15 protein-coding genes and 3 pseudogenes are annotated in these 16,665 nt (G+C 70.6%); 4 read left to right on the top strand and 14 right to left on the bottom strand.

Features of this window, described 5'->3' with window-relative positions:
• Positions 1–2: 2 nt before the first annotated feature.
• Both BJF79_RS54395 and BJF79_RS36720 read right to left on the bottom strand, forming a co-directional pair.
• A complete protein-coding gene (locus tag BJF79_RS54395) occupies positions 3–659 on the bottom strand; it encodes a DUF6875 domain-containing protein (protein ID WP_075904337.1) in 657 nt (218 codons plus the stop codon).
• The gene (locus BJF79_RS36720; RefSeq protein WP_075904335.1) at positions 656–1,882 is read right to left on the bottom strand and encodes a cytochrome P450 family protein; all 1,227 of its coding nucleotides are present in this window, start codon (positions 1,880–1,882) and stop codon (positions 656–658) included. The genes BJF79_RS54395 and BJF79_RS36720 overlap by 4 nt, the downstream gene beginning before the upstream one ends.
• A gap of 535 nt (positions 1,883–2,417) precedes the next feature.
• Here BJF79_RS36720 and BJF79_RS36715 point away from each other — a divergent pair.
• A complete protein-coding gene (locus BJF79_RS36715; RefSeq protein WP_143220733.1) occupies positions 2,418–3,863 on the top strand; it encodes a hypothetical protein in 1,446 nt (481 codons plus the stop codon).
• A gap of 37 nt (positions 3,864–3,900) precedes the next feature.
• Positions 3,901–5,367 carry a hypothetical protein gene (locus tag BJF79_RS36710; RefSeq protein WP_075904332.1) on the top strand — a complete coding sequence of 489 codons (1,467 nt, stop codon included), beginning with the start codon at positions 3,901–3,903 and terminating at the stop codon, positions 5,365–5,367.
• A 1,092-nt stretch (positions 5,368–6,459) separates the two neighbouring features.
• Here BJF79_RS36710 and BJF79_RS63400 read toward each other — a convergent pair.
• From BJF79_RS63400 to BJF79_RS56390, 4 genes and pseudogenes are all read right to left on the bottom strand, one after another.
• Positions 6,460–7,203: an ATP-binding protein gene (locus BJF79_RS63400; protein ID WP_262403101.1), complete on the bottom strand. Its 744-nt coding sequence runs from the start codon at positions 7,201–7,203 to the stop codon at positions 6,460–6,462.
• A 175-nt stretch (positions 7,204–7,378) separates the two neighbouring features.
• Positions 7,379–7,993 (bottom strand): annotated as a pseudogene (locus BJF79_RS67740) (SAM-dependent methyltransferase); the annotation flags it as partial.
• Positions 7,994–8,011: 18 nt separating this feature from the next.
• Positions 8,012–8,284 carry a hypothetical protein gene (locus tag BJF79_RS36695; RefSeq protein ID WP_143220732.1) on the bottom strand — a complete coding sequence of 91 codons (273 nt, stop codon included), beginning with the start codon at positions 8,282–8,284 and terminating at the stop codon, positions 8,012–8,014.
• A gap of 82 nt (positions 8,285–8,366) precedes the next feature.
• On the bottom strand, positions 8,367–8,510 hold the full coding sequence (locus BJF79_RS56390) for a hypothetical protein (protein ID WP_158079405.1): 144 nt from the start codon (positions 8,508–8,510) through the stop codon (positions 8,367–8,369).
• Between the two features lie 658 nt (positions 8,511–9,168).
• On the opposite strand from BJF79_RS56390, the gene BJF79_RS36685 reads away from it, so the two are divergent.
• On the top strand, positions 9,169–10,143 hold the full coding sequence (locus tag BJF79_RS36685) for a transcriptional regulator (RefSeq protein WP_143220731.1): 975 nt from the start codon (positions 9,169–9,171) through the stop codon (positions 10,141–10,143).
• A 48-nt stretch (positions 10,144–10,191) separates the two neighbouring features.
• Positions 10,192–10,758 (top strand): GNAT family N-acetyltransferase, encoded by a 567-nt coding sequence (locus BJF79_RS36680; RefSeq protein WP_075904323.1) that lies wholly within the window; start codon positions 10,192–10,194, stop codon positions 10,756–10,758.
• A 96-nt stretch (positions 10,759–10,854) separates the two neighbouring features.
• Here BJF79_RS36680 and BJF79_RS36675 read toward each other — a convergent pair whose 3' ends face one another.
• The 8 genes and pseudogenes from BJF79_RS36675 to BJF79_RS54385 form a co-directional block, all read right to left on the bottom strand.
• Positions 10,855–11,712, bottom strand: coding sequence for a 3-hydroxyacyl-CoA dehydrogenase family protein (locus BJF79_RS36675; protein ID WP_075904321.1), 858 nt, complete (start codon positions 11,710–11,712; stop codon positions 10,855–10,857).
• Positions 11,709–12,365 carry an enoyl-CoA hydratase/isomerase family protein gene (locus BJF79_RS36670; RefSeq protein WP_262403100.1) on the bottom strand — a complete coding sequence of 219 codons (657 nt, stop codon included), beginning with the start codon at positions 12,363–12,365 and terminating at the stop codon, positions 11,709–11,711. The genes BJF79_RS36675 and BJF79_RS36670 overlap by 4 nt, the downstream gene beginning before the upstream one ends.
• Before the next feature lie 85 nt (positions 12,366–12,450).
• Positions 12,451–13,628: pseudogene (locus BJF79_RS36665) on the bottom strand (thiolase family protein).
• A gap of 47 nt (positions 13,629–13,675) precedes the next feature.
• The gene (gene paaE / locus BJF79_RS36660; RefSeq protein ID WP_075904319.1) at positions 13,676–14,767 is read right to left on the bottom strand and encodes a 1,2-phenylacetyl-CoA epoxidase subunit PaaE; all 1,092 of its coding nucleotides are present in this window, start codon (positions 14,765–14,767) and stop codon (positions 13,676–13,678) included.
• Between the two features lies 1 nt (position 14,768).
• Positions 14,769–15,281 carry a 1,2-phenylacetyl-CoA epoxidase subunit PaaD gene (gene paaD, locus BJF79_RS36655; protein WP_262403099.1) on the bottom strand — a complete coding sequence of 171 codons (513 nt, stop codon included), beginning with the start codon at positions 15,279–15,281 and terminating at the stop codon, positions 14,769–14,771.
• Positions 15,278–16,195 (bottom strand): 1,2-phenylacetyl-CoA epoxidase subunit PaaC, encoded by a 918-nt coding sequence (paaC, locus tag BJF79_RS36650; protein ID WP_075904315.1) that lies wholly within the window; start codon positions 16,193–16,195, stop codon positions 15,278–15,280. Before paaC ends, paaD begins: the two co-directional genes overlap by 4 nt.
• Before the next feature lie 48 nt (positions 16,196–16,243).
• Positions 16,244–16,537, bottom strand: a complete 294-nt coding sequence (gene paaB / locus BJF79_RS36645; protein ID WP_075904313.1) for a 1,2-phenylacetyl-CoA epoxidase subunit PaaB — start codon at positions 16,535–16,537, stop codon at positions 16,244–16,246.
• Positions 16,534–16,665, bottom strand: a pseudogene (locus tag BJF79_RS54385) (1,2-phenylacetyl-CoA epoxidase subunit A); the annotation flags it as partial. The gene paaB and the pseudogene BJF79_RS54385, both read right to left, overlap by 4 nt.

Here is a 16,665-nt window from a genome sequence, read left to right as displayed (position 1 = left end):
GGTCACTTGCCCCTCCTCAACCCGTCCGGGCGCCCCGGCAGAGCCCGTGGCCGGACAGAACCGTCCGCGGCCGCGGAGCGGGCCCGCACGGGGAACCGTGCCCGGTACTTCTCGAACCATCGCCGCTCGGCGTGCAGGAACAGCGAGTCGTGCGGCGCCATGTGCCGGACGGCGTAGAGCGCGATCGGCGACCGGGACACCCGGAAGGCGGGGTTGTGCACGGCCGGTTCGGCGCAGGCCGGATGGAACTGGCCGATCATGAGCTCCGCGTCGACGGCCAGGTTCTTGAGCGCGTCGTAACTCTCGTCGATCCTCCGCCAGCCCTCCTCGGCGGCGTCCGGCAGGACGACCAGCAGGCTGTGCAGCGAGACGCCCGACCTCTTCGGCGGTTCGGTCGCCGCCTTGAAGTCGCGTAGTTCGGCGGAGACGAGGCGCTGAAGTTCATCGACGTCGCACGCGTCGACCCCGTAGTGGAAGCTGAAACGGATCGCCTCGGCGTTGAGGGCCGCGGGCACGAAGGGGCAGACCAGCCCTTGCCGGCCGAGGTGCTCGGACGGGGCGCCGATGTAGTCGCGAAGCCAGGCGAGCACGGTCGCCATGTCGTCGTCGAGGCGGCCGTCGCGCGGACGCTCGGGGGCCACTCTGATCTCGGTCGTCATCGGGGCTCGGACCGGTAGCGGATGGGAAGCTCGGCCGGTCCGCGGAAATGCATTCCCGGCCGCCACTTCAGCTCGTCCGGGGCGACGGCGAGCTCCAGCTCGGCATAGCGGTCGAGCAGGCGGCCGATCGCGACCTCCCCCTCCAGCCTCGCCAAGGCCGACCCGATGCAGGTGTGGATCCCGTGCCCGAACGCCAGATGCCTGACGCCCGTCCGGCGGATGTCGAAGCGCTCGCCGTCGGGCACCCGTTCCGGGTCGTGCCCGGCCGACCCCAGCCCGAGGAAGACGACGCCGCCCGCCGGGATGGGCACGCCCCGCACCTCGATGTCCTCGGTGGCGAACCGCATGCTCGCGTTCATGGCGGGACCGTCGAACCGCAGGACCTCCTCGATCGCCGCCGGCAACCGCTCCGGCTCGGCCCGCAGGAGGGCCAACTGGTCCGGATGCCCGATCAGGTGGTAGACGGCGGCGGCGATGAGGCTGATCGTCGTCTCCTGCCCGCCGAGGAGCAGCAGGAAGGCCATCGCGGTCAGCTCGTCGTCGGAGAGCCCGTCCCCTTCGTCGCGGACGACGATGAGGTCGGAGAGCAGGTCCTCACCCGGCGTCACGCGCTTGTCGGCGATCAGCTCCCGGGTGTACGCCTTGAGCGCCTCGGTGGCCGCCTCGAACTCCGCGCTGCCGGTCGACTGCTCGTCCGAGCCGAGAACCGACCACCGCCGGAACGTCTCCCAGTCGCGCTTCGGCACGCCGAGCAACTCGTAGATCATGCTGATCGGCAGCAGGCCCAGCGTGTCGATCAGGTCCGTCTCGCCCTCGGGGCCCATCTCGTCCAGCAGCTCGTCGGCGATCTCCTCGATGCGCGGGCGCAGGGCCTGGACGCGATGGGCGGTGAACGCCTTCGCGGCGAGCCGTCGCAGGCGGGTGTGCCCGGGCGGGTCGCTCTGCAGCATGTTGTTGGTGAGCACGTCCCGGATGGCCGGGCTGGGAAGGGCCTCCGGGGGGAGGAACCGTTCCAGGCCCTTGGCCAGCCGCGGGTCGTTCAGCCACGCGCGGACGTCGTCGTACCGGGTGACCAGCCAGGCGGGCATGCCCTGCGGCAGTGTGAACCGGTGGACCGGGCTGTGCTCGCGCAGCCACGCGTACGTCGGATAAGGGTCGCGGACGAAGTCGGGGCCGAACAGTTCCGGCTGGTCACGAATTTCCGGGGGCTCATGAATCGACATGCCATTCCCTCTCTGCCCGGCGCATGGCCGATGCCGATCGCGTGAAGCCCCGTTGGAATGTCCGTCCGGCGCCTCCGCGACATGTGCTCATGCGCAGGTCAAAGCGGTCCCCGTAGTGGACCGCGCAACACGCCGAGAGATCGGCGGACACCTCGGCACTCAGGCTTCGCAAAGCCTTCGGCCGCCACCGTGCTCTTACCGTGCCGCGAAATAAGCGGTCATCGCATGGGACCGTGAACCGTATCCAAAGGAGCGGACCGGAAGAGCTTTCCTCTGTCCCCCGGCGCGCATGCCCATAGCGCGCATGCATGATCCCGGATATTAGGCGCGACCGACATCAACGGCATCTTCGATCGTGCTGTACAAGGCAGGAGAGCAATCTCGAAGTTGCCGTTCTTCCGAGCCGTGTCAACGATTGCCTGAGGCCGGGGGATGGCCTCCAAGGGCATGAAGAGAGGGGCTTTTCGTGGAGAACGTGCTCGCGTTGGTGGCGGAACGACAGAAGGACCTCGATCGGCATCCTCTGTTCGCTTGGATGAACTCCGACGAAACGCCGGTGCCGGATCCGCTGCTGATCATGCCGGCAATGGTGACGTTCTCCATGGGCTTCCGGGACGTGAACAAGTGGGTGTTCCGGTACCCGGAGGCGGCCGACGACCTGGAGCGCGGGATCAACGTCCATACCTTCGAGGACCAGACCCACTCGCGGCTGTTCCTCGAAGACTGGAAACGGCTGGGGCTGAACGAGCGCCTCGGCTGGAAGGCCAGTGACGCCCTCTGGTGGCTGTTCCGGGCCGAGGTCAACGAGGTGGCCCGCGACCACGGCGTCTACTTCCTGTCCATGGCCGTCGCGGACGCCAAGGACCCGCTCCTGCGCTTCGCGCAGTCGGAGATGATGGAGGCGCTCGGAGCGGTCTTCTTCAAGCACGCCTCCAAGATCGCGATTCGGTTCACCGAGCGGACCGGGACCGAACTCCCGTACATGGGGCCCTTCCACCTGGCGCTCGAAACAGGCCACATGGACTGCGAGGAACTGTTCGAGGAGCAGCGCCTCGACGAACGGCGCCGCGAACGCGCCCTGGAACTGGCCGAGACGATCTACCAGATCTTCTCCGAGCAGCTCGACATGTGGCTGGTGTACGCCCAGAAGTACATCGACAGCGGCAACCCGCCGCGCCCGGCCGCCCGGCCGATGATCGACAGGAGCGCGGGCGGCGTCCCCGGCCCGCGTCCGGTCGCCGACGGGCCGGTCCATCCCAGCCAGGAGCCCCTCCAGAAACTGCTGATGGAACGCCGGAAGAGGAGCGAGGCGCACCCCTTCTACTCCTGGCTGGAGAACCGCGGCGACCGGGTCACCGCGCTCCAGGCCCTCCAGCGCTTCATCCCCATGTGGACGATGGACATCATGGGGTACCGCGATCTCAACAGGTACGCCATGCGCTACGCCGAGCCGGCGGGGGACCTCCACCGCGCGGTCAACTCCTGGGTCGACGACCTCACGACCCACAACACCCTCTTCCTCAACGACTGGAAGCAGCTCGGGCTCGACGAGATCCTCGGGTGGAACGGCAGCGACACCCTCGAGTTCTGCTACCTGGACCCGCAGACCGACGTGCACCGCCGCAACATCGTCAAGTTCACCGAGCTCGCCGTCGGCAACGACGACCCGCTGCTGCGGCTGTGGCTCATGCACGCGCTGGAGACCAGCGGAGAACCGTTCTTCCGACGGACCAAGGCGCTGGCGGACGAGGCCGAGGCCGCAACGGACGTCCGTCTGGACTATCTCGGCGACCGCCACGAGATCGCGCACCAGGCTCCGGCCTCCTCCGCGGCGCCCGCCGTCCATTTCAAGGACCGGCCCCTGGCACCGGCCGCGCGCGAGGTGGCGGCCCACATGATCGAGACCGTCTTCGACGCCGCCGACGAACAACTCGAGATCTCGCTCGACGTCGCCCTCTCGAACAAGTTCGGCATCGCGTGAACGGCACGGCCTCCCCGACCGCAAGGAGCGTGACACCGTGAAGGACGTCCTGGCGTACGTCGAGCGGCGGGTCGCGGCTCTGGACGACCACCCGCTGTTCGCCTGGCTGGCCTCGGACGAACTGCCGCCCAAGCAACGCTTGATGATCCTGCCGAGCGTGGCGACGGTCGCGATGGGCTTCCGCGACGTGAACAAATGGGTGCTGCGCTACCCCCACGCGGCCGACGACCTGGAACGCGGCATCAACGTCCACACCTTCGAGGACCAGACCCACTCGCGGCTGTTCCTCGAGGACTGGAAACGGCTGGGGCTCGACCGCCGCCTGGGATGGGACGCCTCCGACACCTTGTGGTGGCTCTTCCGGGCCGACGCCAACGAGGTGATCCGCGGCCACTGCATGTACTTCCTGTCGATCGCCGCCGCCGACCGCGGGGACCCGCTGCTGCGCTTCGCACACGCCGAAGTCGGCGAACTGTGTGCGCGCGAGCTGTTCTTCAAGCACATTTCCGCGGTCGCCGGGGAGCTATCGGACCGGACGGGCCTCGCCATGCTCTACTTCGGCGCGCACCACATCGAGGCGGAGGGGGAAGGAGCCGAGGAGGTCTTCGAGTCGCTGGTGCTGGACCCTGAGCGTCGGCGGCGGGCCCGTGAGCTGGCAGATGTCATGATCGACGTGTTCCGGGAGATCCTGGACGGGATCCACGAGTACGCGCTGAAGCACGCCGCGACGGGCACCCCGCCTCGTCCCGCTGCGGACCGGCCCCCCGGACCGGCAGGGCGCATCGCGACCGCCGATGTTCCGGTCCACCCCTCCCAGGCGCCGGTCGTACGGTTTCTGCAGGAGTGCCGGACCCGGAGCGGCAGGCACCCGTTCTACACATGGCTCGGCCACCATGGCCCCGGCATCTCCGCGACGCAGGTCCTCCAGCGGTTCGTCCCGCTGTGGGCGATGGACGTCATGGGATACCGCGATCTCCACCGCTATGCCGTCGGCTACCCCGAGCCCGCCTCCGAACTGGAGCGCACCGTGAACGTCTGGGGAGAGGAGCTGACCGATCGCAACGAGCTCTTCGTCGACGACTGGAAACGGCTCGACCTCGACGAACTGCTCGGCTGGAACGCCGGTGACACCCTCGAGTTCTACTACCTGAGCCGGACGATGGACGTGCACCGCCACAACCGGGTCGCGATGACCAAGTTCGCGACAGGGCATCATGACCCGATGCTGCGCCTGTGGCTCGTCAGCGCGATGTCGGAGGCCACCGACATCCTCCTCGGCAACCTCGTGCCCCTGGCGGAGAGGGCCGAGTCGGACACCGGACTGCGCCTCGACTACCTGGCCGGACGCCGGAAAGTCGCGGCGCCGCCCTTCCTGGACCGGCCGATCAAGCCCGAGCAGCGCGACATCGCCGTCGAGATGATCGAGACCGCCTTCGACTTCATGGACCGTCGGCTCGACATGTCACTCGACGTCGCCCTGTCCAACGACTTCCAGATCCCCTGACCGGCCGTTGCACCGTCTCCTCGATGTGGTCGGCGGCCGGTTCGGCGGCGAACCACCGCCGACGTATCCAGAGGGGTCACCTGCCGAAGTAGCCGCGCAGGGCTGCCGTGCACGCATTGCGGCGGGTGGCGTCCTTGGGGAAACGGCGGCGACACTCGGCGCCGATCCATCCGGGCTTGGGCCGCGGCTTGCGAACGCGCGGACGGTCGCGCACGTCGTCGCGTCGCCGGGGCTTTTCTTCATGGCGCGGGGGCACTCGGGGCGGCCGAGTACTGCCGGACGTCCTCTTCGGTGCCGGGTCTCTGTCCGTCTCGGCCCGCCGCCGATCCGGAGCACGCCGATCCTCGTTCTGCTGCTTCCGCTGCTTCGGCGTCCGCCTGGGGGTGGCCTTCTCCGCTCGTCCGGTCGCCTTCGAACTCGGTGACGCTTCCTGCTCGGTCGCGGTCACCGCCCGCGGCGGCGCCGACGGTGATGGCCCGCTCGGCGTACCGCCGAGCTGAAGGGCGGCGCCGGTTCCGAACACTGCGAGTATGCCGGTGACCGTTGCGGGGATCGCCCACCGCCAGCGAAAGCGGCCGGAACGCGGCGGGGGAGTGACCCGCCAGGGTTCGTCGTAGGGCTCGGGAGGGAGCTGCCCATCCGGTGCCGGGGGAACATCGTGCGCCATCTCGCTTGGCTATCAATGATCAACACATAGTTACAATCAGCCTCGCCGTTGATTGATCGAAGGAACGGCCTACGACCCTTTACGGCGTATGTCCCGGCGAGGTTGCCAGTTCCTGGACCAGGACAACAAGTGTGGCTGGTTCGCCTACGAAGGAGGCACCGTCTGCTGAAATCACGGGCAGCCGACACCCTCGGCTGCTGCGTTGCTCCACCCGCGGTCTTCTCACTTGTGGGGTCGCGTCGAGGATCGTCGGTAGGTCGGCGACGTGGCCTATGAGGACGGCGGCCGCGGGCAGGCGTTCGTCCGCCCCGAGACCGTCGGAACGCACGAGTGCAGCGCGCATGCCGTAGGGCTGCTGCTGGCGACCAACACCACCCCGACAAGGACCGGACCACCGCACTTCGCCGGGCGGGCGTACCCCCTGTTCAGCAACCTTCGCGGACGTGCGGCGGAGCTCCGCCGGTGGGTCTGTCGAGGACGGTCAGCAGTTCGGGCGGCACGGTCACCATCGCCACCGTGCCGCTCTGGTCTCCGGTGTTGCACCGCCCTCGGACGGCGCGGGCCGCTCCCCGGTTGACCAGCGCCAGCTCCATGCCGTGCTTGCGGGCCAGTCGGTGCACGACCGCGAAACCTGTCCGCCGGACGGTGGCCGCGCCGACCGGACGGACCGGCCCCGCGAGCGTCCGGTTGAGCTTTTCGAGCGAGGCCGGATCCATGCCGGGCCCGCCGTCCTCGATGCGGACGAGCAGGCTGCCGTCGCCGAACACGTGGGTGCCGACGCATGCGGGGACCGGCGAGTACCGGGTGGCGTTGTCCAGCAGTGCCGCAAGGAGGGCCGCCAGGTCGTCGGCGGCATGCCCTAGAACCACCCGGTCGGCGATCCCCTCGGCCTGGACACGCCCGTAGTGCTCGATCATGGACGTCGCCACCCGCACCACGTCCAGCAACGAGGTCGGGGATCTCCCGATCTCGTCCGGGCACCGACCTGCCAGGATCCGCAGGTCGCGGGCCGTGCGGCGCATCCGGGAGATGCCGTGGTCCACGTCGTAGAGGCGCTGCACCCGCTCGGGGTCGGCTTCGTCGCTCTCCAGCGCGTCCAAGGCGGGGCGGACCTGCTCGGTCAACGTCTCGATCCGCAGCGCCGTCTGGTCGCAGATCTCTCGCCACACAGCATCGCCGCCCGTGCTCGGACGAACGCGCGGCTCCGGCGCCGTCGCGTCCGGCGCGGCCCGGAACGGAGCCAGTCGGCGGACCATCCGCGCCCAGCGGCCTCGGCGGCACCGCTGGTGACGGCCGTGCCGGTCGTTCGAGTGCGACGAACGTGCCGCCGCCTGCGGCCTCGAACCAGTGCGCGGCCGTCCGCATGGCCGTGGGGGCGGTGATCGCGGTGGGGTGCGCGATCGCGAGGAAGCTGCCCGGGACGATCGCGTCCGCGAGGCCCGTGACCAACTCGCGTGCCTCCGCGCCAGGCAGCCGGTGCAGGACGCCGGGCAACAGGACGCCGACCGGTACGTGCAGGTCGAGGTGGGCTGCGGCGCTCTCCAGGATCGTTGCGGCATCGCCGAGGGCCGCCTCCACGACCGCGCACGCACCGGACGATCCGTCGGCGGCCAAGGCCCGGGCATGTGCTAGGACCAGCGGGTCGCTGTCGGCGTGGACGAACCGCGCGTCCTGCCTCATGCGCCGCGCGAGCCGGTGCGGGTCGTCCTCGTCCATCGGAAACCCGACACCCACCTGCAGGAACTGACCGATCTCCTGCTCAGCGGCCATGAAGCGCACGACCCGGCACATCCAGTGGCGATGCACGCGGGCCTGGAGGCGGATGCCGGGCATGAAGCGGGCGACCCCGTCCGCGTAGTGACGGTCCACTACGTAGCTGTCCCGGCCGCCCAGCCAGTGATTCCACACCCGAGGCCAGTTCGGTACCGCCGGATCGAATCCACAGACGTCAGGCGGCATGAGTTCGACCTCGATCACCTACGACCTCCCACCCGAGGACAGATGGTCGACGTCCGGACGTACGGCCGCCGCCGGCTCTTCGCCCGCCAACGTCGCCAAGCGCTGCAGCGCCTCGCGAAGCTTTTCGGGCGAGGTCGCCTCGACCGTGTCCCGCTCGTTCATCCGGTCGGGCGGGAGCGGACCGCGCATGGCCCACCAGTTGGAGCGGTCGGTGATGATGACCCGCCACCCAGGGAATTCCTTCTCCAAGGCGGCTTTGGCCCGAATTTGCGGCAATGTCGTTGCGGGCATGGCGGTTCCTACGAGATCGGGGGTGGGACTCCAATGGCTCATGGAGGGAAGAGCAACAGGGAACGGGACGTGCATGAACGGCTCAGGCACGCTGGGCTTCCCGCGCCATCTGCGTCAACCGCCCCCCGATGAGATACGCCGCCGTCTCAATGTGGTCGAGTTCTCCGGCCGCCTCGAACGCGTGCCCGTCGACCAGGAACCACAATGCATCCTGCGCAGTGGCCATGGCGCGCACGTGATCCGCAGAGCCGGTGCCTCGGCTCCGGCCAACCGGACGAGCAGGACGTCGCCGTCCAGTTCGAGGCGGAACGGACGCCCCCTGAGCAGGTGCATCAACGTGGCGAGCCGCTCATCCGGGCCGTCCTGTTCGGGCTTCGGCGCGGGCGGGGGATCGGCTACGTTGCTCATAGCCAGGACCTCGTTCCTGGTCAGGCCCCGGAGCTCCCGCTGTTCGCGCAGCGGGCCGGGGCAGCGTGCGTTCGGTCACTGTTAGTGAACCCATGGCGGACCGGGCACGTCAGCGTGATAATCGCGGATGAGCACGGACACGAGACCGTGTCCGCGGACATCCGGCCTGAGGTGCGTCGCGACATGCCAGCCGACAAGCAAGCCATCGGCGCACGTCTGCGCGCGGCGCGAAGGGAACGCGGACTCACGGTCGCCGACCTCGCCGAACGGTGGCGCGACGTCGCGCCCGAGCACGTCCGGCGTCGCCTACCCAAGCTGGTTGACCTGGAGCGCACGATCCGCGGGCACGAGGCAGGTACCGAGCCCGGCCCCCGCTACCGGCTGCTGTACTCCCGCGCATTCGACATGACCGAGGACGAACTGTTCGCCCCGTCCTCACCGCCCGTCGAGGTACTCGGTGCGTCGTCTCTCCCAGCGTGGTCGACGACGAATTGGAGGCGCTCGACCTTTCACGACGGGTCGCCGCAAGCGATGTCGGGGACGACACGCTCGTCGCGCTCGAGATGACTGTGGACGAACTCGCGTCGGCCTACCCGCAGGTGCCGCCGGACCAACTGCTGATGCGCGTCCGCCAGCACCTCGGGTACGTATCGCGGCTCATGGACGCACGCATGACACTCGGTGAGCGGCGCCGTCTGGTGGTCGTCGGCGGATGGCTGTCCCTGCTCGCCGCGACCTGTGACATCGACCTCGGACAGCGTCCGGCCGCCGCCGCGCGCCTCCGCACGACCGCACAGCTCGCCCGCCACGCCGAGCATCCCGAGATCCTGGCGTGGACGCTGGAGACGCAAGCGTGGCAGCGGCTCACCGATGGGGACTACCGCGAAGCGATCATGCTCTCCCAGGGCGCGCAGGAAATCGCGCCGCGCACTGGGTCGGCGTTCATCCAGGCGACCGCGCAGGAGGGACGGGCGTGGGCGAGGCTCGGTGCCGGAGCCGAGACGCGGGGGGCGCTCGGCCGCGTCGAGCGGCTCGTCGCGCCCCTGCCGATGCCGGACCGGCCCGAGCACCACTACCGGTACGACCCGGCCAAGAGCGACGCCTACACCGCGACGACCCTCGCGTGGATCGGCGACCCGGCCGCCGAACCGTACGCGCGCGGCGTGCTCGCCCGACTGGAGAAACCGATGAGCGGCCCCGCCCGGCCCCGCCGTGCGGTGTCCGCGCGCCTCGACTTGGCGCTCGCGCTGCTCGCCGCCGACCAGCCGGACGAGGCGGCGGCCACGGCGCAGGAGGCGGTGGAGAGCGGCCGTCTCCTGCCGTCGAACTACTGGCGTGCGGCCGAGGTGATCAAGGCCATGGAAGCGCGGCAGGTTCCCATGGCGGCCGAGTTGCAGGAGGCGTACCGGGAACTTTGCGTTGCCACGCCGGCAGAAGACAACGGAACCTGAGCACGCCGTAATGGACCGGCGCTCCCGCCCGGCCGTTAACGTCCTCCCATGCACCCGGTATCGATCGCAGGCGGCGCCGTGGCGCTGCGCGAGTTCACGCCCGACGACGTCGACGCGATTCTGAAGGTGTACGGCGACCCGACCGTGGTCGAGCACCTGTCGTTCGAACCGCGGAACCGTGAACAGGTCGCCGCCACCCTCACCGGCGTGATCGAAGCCGGGGCAGCCGACCCGCGAACGGAGTACTCCCTCGCCGTCGTGGCGAGGGAGTCGGCCGAGGCGATCGGCTTCGCCCGCCTCGCCATCGACGCCCAGCACCCCGGCCAGTCCAGCGGCCAGCTCGGCTTCGCCCTGGCCACCGGCCACTGGAGGAGGGGCCTGGGCACCGAAACCGTCCGGCTCCTCCTCCGCCTCGGATTCGAGGAACTGAACCTCTACCGGCTCTGGGGCGCTCGCAGCCCCGACAACACCGCCTCGGCCCGACTCATGACCAACCTCGGAATGATCGAAGAAGGCCGCATCCGCGGCCACATCCGCGTGAACGACGCCTGGCGGGACTCGGTCGTCCACTCCATCCTCCGCCCCGAATGGCCCGGAACGCCGGCTGAGCAGTAGCGACGAACTCACCCTGTCCGAGCGCGGGTCGGTGCCGGTCACGCGCCTGCGGACAGCGCCGATCGTGGGCACCAGCGCCCGGTACGTCCGGTCGGTTCACCAGGTGTAGAAGCCCTGTCCGGTTTTGCGCCCGAGATTTCCCTTGGCGACGAGGTCGCGCAGGATCCGCGGTGGCTGGAAGCGGGGCCCCAGTTCGCCGGCCAGGTGTTCGGCGATCGCGAGCCGTACGTCGAGTCCGACGAGGTCGGTGGTGCGCAAGGGGCCCATCGGATGCCGGTAGCCCAGGGTCATCGCGGTGTCGATGTCGGCGGCGCTCGCGACGCCTTCCTCCAGCATCCGCATGGCCTCCAGCGCCAGGCAGACCCCGAGCCTGCTGCTGGCGAAGCCCGGCGAGTCGGTCACGGTGATCGGTGCCTTGCCCAGCGCCCGAGCCCAGTCCTGCGCCGCCGACACCAGGGTCGGCGCGGTGCGTGAGCCGACGACGATCTCGACCAGGCCGCTGACGGGGACGGGGTTGAAGAAGTGCAGACCGATGAAGTGCTCGGGCCGGGGCAGCCCGTCGGCGAGCCCGTCGATGGAGAGGCTGCTGGTGTTGGAGGCCAGGACCGCATCCGGCGCGGCCGCGGCAGCGGCCTGGAGCACCTTGGCCTTGAGCACCGGCTCCTCGGGGACCGCCTCGACGATCAACCCGCAGCCCGCCAGGTCACCAGGATCGACGCAGGTGCGCAGCCGGGACAGAGCGGCGGCGGGCGCAACGACGGACCCGTCCTTGCTGTGGGCTTTGGTCAGGCCGTCGCTGACCCGGGTGCGTGCCGCGTCCGCCCGCTGCGGGTCGCTGTCGACGATGACGACGCCGGTACCGCGGGTGAGAAAGGTCTGGGCGATCCCGGCTCCCATGCGTCCACCGCCGATGACCCCGACCTTGTCCGGCAGCCCGCCTGTGTCGCGGGTCATGATCCGTTCGCCTTTCTACGGTCCAGGAACGCGGTCATGCGCGTGTGTTTGTCGGCGGTTTCGAACAGGACCGCCTGGGCGAGGTCGTCGATGAACGGGTGTGCGTCGCGGGGTGCGTGGAAGACCGCTTTGGTCAGTCGTGTCGCCAATGGGGCCTGGGCGGTGATGCGGTCGGCGAGCCGATGCCCGGCGGCCGGCAGTTCCTCCGGTTCGACAACGTCGTTGAGCAGCCGCACCGCCCGGGCTTCGTCGGCGGTGAGCACTCGGCCGGCGAGCAGGATCTCCTTGGCCAAGGGTTCACCGACCAGTTCGGCCAGCCGCCAGGCCGCGCCGGCCGCCGCGAGGATGCCCAGGCCGGTCTCGGGGTTGCCGATCCGGGTGCGAGGTGTGCCGATCCTGAAGTCGCAGGCGTAGGCCAGTTCGGCACCACCGCCCAGGGCGTACCCGTCGACGAGCGCCACCGTCGGCATCGGCAGCCGGTGGATCCGGTCGAAGATCCCCGAGTTGATGCCGCGCAGTGCGTCGTCGCGGCGGCGGTCGCGAAGCTGGGCGATGTCGGCTCCGGCCGCGAAGGCGGGGCCTTCACCGATCAGCAGGACGACCCGCGGGTCCTGTTCAACGTCGGCGCAGGCGTCGTGCAGGGCGGCGACCATCTCCTGGTCGATCGCGTTGCGGGCCTGTGCGGGCGGTTGAGTCGCCACACCACCCGATCGGCGGCCTGCTCGATGATCAGATTCGTCATGGCCGCTCCACCAGCAGCGCGCTTCCCTGACCGACGCCCACGCACATGGTCGCCAGCCCGCGGCGGCCGCCCGTGCGTTCCAGGCGGCCCAGCAGGGTGACCAGGATGCGGGTGCCGGACGCCCCCAGCGGGTGCCCGAGCGCGATCGCGCCGCCGTCGGCGTTGACCCGGTCGGGGTCCAAGTCCAGATCACCGATGCACGCCAGGCTCTGGGAGGCGAACGCCTCGTTGAGTTCGACGGCGTCGAGGTCGCCGACGGACCATCCGGTGCGTTCCAGAACCTTGCGGGTCGCCGGGACCGGGCCGATCCCCATCACCTCGGGCGGCACCCCGGCGTTGGCGGCCGCGACCAGCCGGGCCCGCGGCGTCAGCCCGGATCGGGCGAGGAAGCGGTCGCGACCACCACGACCGCTGCGGCGCCGTCGTTGAGGGAGCTGGAGTTCCCGGCGGTGACGACCCCTTCGGGATCGTTGACCGGGCGCAACCGGGCCAGCCGCTGCAGGCTCGTGTCCGCCCGGGGCCCTTCGTCGGTGTCGACGGCGCCGCCGCCGGCCGGCACGGGGACGATCTCGTCGGTGAACCGGCCGTCCTTGATCGCCGCGACGGCGCGCTCGTGGGAACGCAGCGCGAACGCGTCCAACTGCTCGCGAGTCAGGCCCCACCGCTCGGCGACCGTCTCGGCCGTCTGCGGCATGGACGCGGTCATGGCCGGGTCCAATCGGGGGTTGGTGAAACGCCAGCCGATCGAGGTGTCGAAAGAGGGCCCGGGCTTGGCGAACGCCTTGGCCGGCTTCTCGGTGACCCATGGCGCCCGGGTCATCGACTCCACCCCGCCCGCCACGACGACGTCGGCGTCGCCCGCGGCGATGAGGGCACGTGCGGCCGCGACGGCGGTGAGGCCGGACGCGCACAGCCGGTTGACGGTGAAGCCGGGCACCGTGTCCGGCAGACCCGCCAGCAGCACCGCCATCCGGGCGACGTTGCGGTTGTCCTCCCCGGCCTGGTTGGCCGCGCCGAACACCACTTCATCGATCAGGTCCGGCTCGATCCCGGAGCGGGTGACGGCCTCACTCACGACGAGGGCGGCCAGGTCGTCGGGGCGTGCATGGGCGAGCGCGCCGCCGTAGCGGCCGATCGGTGTCCGGACCGCGGACACCACAAAGGCTTCCGGCACGGGAAATGCTCCTTGCTCAGGTGCGGGAGGGAAAGGGCGGGGCGGAGTCAGGAGTCGAAGTCGACGGTCACCTGCTCGCTGACCGGGAACGTCTGGCAGGTGAGGACGAAGCCGGCGTCGACCTCGGACGGTTCGAGGGCGTAGTTGCGGCGCATGTCGGTTTCGCCGTCGCGGACGCGGGCGCGGCAGGTGCCGCAGACGCCGCCCTTGCAGGCGAACGGCAGGTCGGCGCGGGTGGCCTGGGCTCCGTCCAGGATCGTGGTGTCCCGGGCGACGGTGCTGGTCGTCTGGAAGCCGTCGAGCACCGTCGTCAGTTCGGTGGTCGCGCCCGCAGTGACCCCGTGCTCGGTCCGCCGCGGCTGAGGCGGCGGCGCGTCGACGTAGAACAGTTCGACGTGCACACGGTCGGCGGGGACATCGAGGCCGGTGAGCACTCGCCGCGCGTCCTGCACCATCTCCAGCGGCCCGCAGAGCCAGACGTGGTCGAAGACCTCGGCGGGAACGAGGTCGGTGAGCAGGCGGGCGAGGCGGTCGTGGTCGAGGCGGCCGGAGAACAGTTCGACGTCGCGGGGTTCGCGGGAGAGCAGGTGGGCGATCTGCAGTCGGGGACCGTACTGGTTCTTCAGGTCGCCGAGTTCTTCGGTGAACATGACGGTGCGGCTGGTGCGGTTGCCGTACAGCAGTGTCACCTGCGCGTCGGGGTGGGTCAGGACGGTGGAGGTGACCGAGAGCATGGGGGTGATGCCCGAGCCCGCGGCGATGCACAGGTGCCGTTCGCCCGCCGCGGGGTCGGCGCGCCAGGAGCCGGCGGGCGTCTGTACCTCGATGCGCGTGCCGGGCGTGACGTCGTGCACGAGCCAGGAGGAGAACAGCCCGCCGGGGATCTCGCGGACGCCGATGCGCGGCGCGTCGCCGGCGGGCGCGCAGATCGAGTAGGAGCGGCGTTCCTCCCGCCCGTCGATGATGCGGCGCAGGGTGAGTGACTGCCCGGCGCGGAAGGCGTAGTCCTCGCGCAGGCCATCGGGGACGGTAAAGGTGATCGCCACCGCGTCCTCGCAGATCTGGTCGACCGCCGCCACGGTGAGTGGGTGGAAGACGGCCGACCGGGCGGGTGCGGCCGCGGGCGCGAGGGTGGTCATGTCAGATCTCCTTGACGTGCTCGAACGGCTCGAGGCAGGCGTTGCAGCGGTACAGGGCCTTGCAGGCGGTGGCGCCGAACTCCGAGGTCAGCCCGGTCGCGGCAGCGCCGCAGCGCGGGCAGGCGGGGGCACGGCGGACCCGCCCGAGCGTGAGCGCCACCGGCCCGGTGCGGCGCGGCGCCGGGCCGGGCGGCGACAGGCCCGCCGCCCGCAGCGCGGCCCGGCCGTGCTCGGAGATCCAGTCGCTCGACCACGGCGGGTCCAGGACGACCCGGACGCGCACGCGCTCGAAGCCCGCGTCGTTCAGCCGGTGGACGAGGTCGTCGCGCATCGTCGCGAGGGCCGGGCAGCCGGTGTAGGTCGGGGTGATCGAGGCGACGACGGCCTCTCCGCCGTCGGCGTCGCGCTCGACGTCGACGCCGCGCAGCACGCCGAGGTCGGCGAGGGTGAGCATCGGCATCTCGGGGTCGCGCACCCGCCCGGCCGCTTCGAGGGCGCGCTCGCGGACGCTCACCAACGCCCGCCCGGGTGTGCGCGCGCGACGGCCTGCATCTCGGCGAGCATCCGGCTGAGCGCCTCGGTGTGCATGCCGTCGCGTCCCGTCCGCCCGCCGATCCCGGCGAGGGGCGCGCGGTCCGGCCGGTCGACGCCGCTGACGGCCAGCACCTGGTCGAGGACGGCGTCCACTTCGCCGCGCAGCGAGCGGGGATCGACACCGGCGCCCGCCTCGGCGACACGCGACTCGACGGGGTGAAGCGAGACCAGCTCGTTCTGGTACGGCCAGAGCGCGTCGAGTGCCGTGAGCAGCCGGCGGCGTGATTCGTCGGTGCCCTGCGCGAGGGTGAGGAACCAGCGGCCCGCCCAGTCGCGGTGGTAGGCGACCTCTTTGACGCCCTTGGCGGCCACGGCCGCCAGCACTTGGTCGGTGCTGGCGCGGAGCCGTTCCAGCAGCGCGAGCCGCGCCACGGAGAACAGCAGCAGGCGGACGACGACGTGCGCGAAGTCGCCGTTGGCGACCTCGGCGAGGCGGACATTGCGGAATTCGCCGGCCTCGCGAAAGAAGGCGAGCGCGTCCTCGCCAGGCACCGGAGAGCCCGCTGGGAGGACGGGGACGATGCCGGGGTCGGCGGCGGCCGCCCGTGTCAGCAGCAGCCGCGCCTGCCCGAGCAGGTCGAGGGCCATGTTCGCGAGCGCGATGTCCTCTTCGAGGTCGGGGGCGCGGCTGCACCACTCCGACAGACGCTGCGCCATGACGAGCGCGTCGTCGCCGAGCATCAGGCAGTACGCGGCGAGGTCGGCGCCGACGACGCCGTCCGGCACGGTGGTGTCGACGCCGGCGAGGGGGTCCTCGAAGCCGGTGCCGAACGCCCACTGCGAGGAGTCGCCGCCGATCAGGCCATCGAAGATGGTGCCGTGTTCGTCGCTCATGGTGGTAGGCCTTCAGGTCGTGGGGGTCGGTGGGGACGATCGGATCGATCACATGTGCGGGACGTTCTCGGGGATCTCGTAGAACGTCGGGTGCCGGTAGACCTTGTCGCCGCTGGGCGAGAACAGCGGGTCCTTCTCGTCCGGGCTGGACGCGGTGATCGCGTCGGCGCGCACGACCCAGATGCTCACGCCCTCGTTGCGGCGCGTGTAGACGTCGCGGGCGTGCCGCAGGGCCATCGCGTCGTCGGGCGCGTGCAGCGACCCGACGTGCACGTGGTTGAGGCCGCGCTTGCCGCGCACGAACACCTCGTACAGCGGCCATTCCCGCCGGTCGGCGCTCATCGTGCCTCCTCCCGCGCCCGCGCGGCCGACCTCTCGGCGAACGCCGTCGCGGCCTCGCGCACCCACGCGCCGTCCTCGTGCGCGGCGCGCCGGTGCGCCATGCGCTGGGCGTTGCACGGGCCGTCGCC

This window comes from Actinomadura sp. CNU-125 (genome assembly GCF_001942465.1).
GTDB lineage: Bacteria > Actinomycetota > Actinomycetes > Streptosporangiales > Streptosporangiaceae > Spirillospora.
The sequence above is the reverse complement of the archived record's forward strand: the minus strand, read 5'-3'. Positions and strand labels throughout refer to the sequence as shown.

Coding starts and splice junctions, on each gene's coding strand:
- BJF79_RS36675 (WP_075904321.1), bottom strand. CDS start 11,712: ATGACCCGCGACACAGGCGGGCTGCCGGACAAGGTCGGGGTCATCGGC.
- paaB (WP_075904313.1), bottom strand. CDS start 16,537: ATGAGCGCCGACCGGCGGGAATGGCCGCTGTACGAGGTGTTCGTGCGC.
- BJF79_RS54395 (WP_075904337.1), bottom strand. CDS start 659: ATGACGACCGAGATCAGAGTGGCCCCCGAGCGTCCGCGCGACGGCCGC.
- BJF79_RS36715 (WP_143220733.1), top strand. CDS start 2,418: ATGAACTCCGACGAAACGCCGGTGCCGGATCCGCTGCTGATCATGCCG.
- paaE (WP_075904319.1), bottom strand. CDS start 14,767: ATGACCACCCTCGCGCCCGCGGCCGCACCCGCCCGGTCGGCCGTCTTC.
- BJF79_RS56390 (WP_158079405.1), bottom strand. CDS start 8,510: ATGGCCACTGCGCAGGATGCATTGTGGTTCCTGGTCGACGGGCACGCG.
- BJF79_RS36695 (WP_143220732.1), bottom strand. CDS start 8,284: ATGCCCGCAACGACATTGCCGCAAATTCGGGCCAAAGCCGCCTTGGAG.
- BJF79_RS36680 (WP_075904323.1), top strand. CDS start 10,192: ATGCACCCGGTATCGATCGCAGGCGGCGCCGTGGCGCTGCGCGAGTTC.
- BJF79_RS36670 (WP_262403100.1), bottom strand. CDS start 12,365: ATGGTCGCCGCCCTGCACGACGCCTGCGCCGACGTTGAACAGGACCCG.
- paaC (WP_075904315.1), bottom strand. CDS start 16,195: ATGAGCGACGAACACGGCACCATCTTCGATGGCCTGATCGGCGGCGAC.
- BJF79_RS36720 (WP_075904335.1), bottom strand. CDS start 1,882: ATGTCGATTCATGAGCCCCCGGAAATTCGTGACCAGCCGGAACTGTTC.